This window comes from Nocardia sp. NPDC058497 (assembly GCF_042720195.1).
GTDB lineage: Bacteria > Actinomycetota > Actinomycetes > Mycobacteriales > Mycobacteriaceae > Nocardia.
The window spans coordinates 1-2115 of record NZ_JBHXMY010000808.1 but is presented as its reverse complement, the minus strand read 5'-3'; the positions used below and the strand labels follow the sequence as shown (position 1 = coordinate 2115).

General features: G+C 67.5%; 2 protein-coding genes and 1 pseudogene. All 3 read left to right on the top strand.

The annotated features are described in order from the left end of the window. The first annotated feature begins 43 nt into the window (after window positions 1-43). Window positions 44-559, top strand: a complete 516-nt coding sequence (locus ACFWPJ_RS31230) for a PucR family transcriptional regulator (protein WP_378856868.1) — start codon at window positions 44-46, stop codon at window positions 557-559. Between the two features lie 438 nt (window positions 560-997). Then, window positions 998-1213: a hypothetical protein gene (locus tag ACFWPJ_RS31225; RefSeq protein ID WP_378856866.1), complete on the top strand. Its 216-nt coding sequence runs from the start codon at window positions 998-1000 to the stop codon at window positions 1211-1213. A 4-nt stretch (window positions 1214-1217) separates the two neighbouring features. Then, window positions 1218-2115 (top strand): annotated as a pseudogene (locus tag ACFWPJ_RS31220) (hypothetical protein); the annotation flags it as partial.

The window sequence follows — 2115 nt, the reverse complement described above, 5'->3', positions numbered from 1 at the left end:
AGTGAGTCAATGAAAACAGTTCGCCGCAACTCGCGGATAGGTTGTGCACCCGCCCCGGGCGGACGGGACCGACGAGATCCGCTACGTACATGTGGCGACCGAGCTGTCTCAGCAACTCGACACGTCGGTCGTGGTGATCGAATTCCACACCGTGGCGCGGACTCGATTACCCGAAGCCGTACAGGAGATCAAAGAACTCTCCGACTTGGCGCTGAGCCTGGGCAAGCCGACGGGCACCTACACCCTCGACGATTTGATGCTCGAATATCAGCTCACCCGCCCCGGGCCCGCGCGCGACCGGCTGGCAACCCGGATCGTGCCGCTGCTCGAGCACCCGCATCTACTGGATGCGCTGCAGGCACACATCCGATTCGGCTGGGATCGCAAACGCGCGGCCGCCGCGGTTCATCTGCATCCGAACAGCTTCAGCTACCGGCTTCGGCGGGTCGCGGATCTGACCGGTTTCGATCCGTCCGAACCCAACGATTCGCGGATGCTCGCCGCCGCGCTCACGGTGTACGAGCTGTTTCCGCCGAACAAGAGTCCGGACAACGAATGATCGCCTGAGGATTCGTTTCCGACAACAAAGCAGACCGCAGCCTTTCTTCTCGTTGTGCAGTGACAAGAACGATTTCCCGACTAGATACTTGTCATTCGACCATCGAGCAAGGGCATTGCCGCGCCGGACATTACGGCGACGGTTCCCTGTGCCCGAACAGCAAAGGCGCTGACATGATCTCGTCGTCCGACCACGACCCCGCCGACAACTCCCCTCTCCGGCGCACCGATCCCCGGGCGTAAGTCTGCGCTCCCGTGCTGTTTCGACGGCGTTGCGCTGCACGGTGAAACCGGTGATCCAGGCGGGCGACGCCGAATTGCTCTATCCCGACGCGGTATTGATGGCGCGGCGCCTCGCCGACCACGGTGTCGTCTGCGACCCGCAGGTGTGGGCCGCACCGTCTGACTTTTCACCCGCAACCAGAAGGAGAACTGCCCCTTGTCCGACGCCACCACGGCCCTGCTCGCCGAACTCGGCGAACCGGCCGACGTCATCAGTCAGCTCACCCCGGACGAGGCGGTCACCGTGCTGACGCTCTATCGGAAGGCACGGCAGACGCGGCGCGCCGAGCTCGACACCGCCATCGACGACACCCTCGGCTTCCTGCCGCGGCTCGTGCGCATCCCCGCCCGCAAGATCATGTTCGGAAAGTAGCGCCATGACCGACCTGCTCACCCACGGCCAGCTCCACCAACTCGCACAGGTCCTGCGGGCCGAGCCCGAGGAACTCGACGGCCTCACCCGGCTCGGCGCGGAGAACCTGCGCGTCCTGCGAGAACGGCTCTCCGGGGCACTCTTCGACGCCGACGAACCGGTCTTCGCGCGGCTGTCCAAGCTCTCGCCGCTGGTCCCGAACGCGCTGCTGACGAAGATCGTCCCCGCCGCGATCCCGCCGGAGGTGGGTGGCCGCGCGGGCGGATCGCTCGGCCTGGCCCACCCCGACCGGGTCGCCGACGTCCTGTCCGCACTGCCTGCCGAGTATCTGGCCGACGCGGCCCCGCATCTGGATCCGCGAACCGTCGCCGCGCTCGCGCCCAGGCTCTCCGGCGAAATGCTCATCCCCACGGCTGTCGAACTGCTCCGGCGCCGGGACTACACCACCGCCGGCCGGTTCATCGAATACGCGACCGACGCCCTGATCGACGACCTCGAACGTGGCATCACCGACGACGTCGGGCTGCTGTGCACCGTGGCGATCACCCCGGATACCGAGCGGCTCAACGCGGTGGTGGGCAGGCTGACGCCCGCCCGCCAGGACACCATCCTGCGCGCGGGCGCGACCGGCACCGACGAGGAACTACTCGCCGCGCTGTCGGTGCTGGCACGGCTGCACGACGAGCCCCGGGCGCGCTCGACAACGACGCTGGTCGACTCGCTGGACGACGCACAGCTGACGCGCGTGGTCACGGTCGCCGCGGACAAGGATGCGCTCGGGGAGTTGCTCACCGCGGTGTCGGCGAGCGGCGAGGGCGCCCGCAATCGCGTCTCGGGCCGCAAAGCCTCAGCAACCCCCCGGCTCTGCGCGTCGCTCACCGACGCGGCGTCCCCCCCACCAC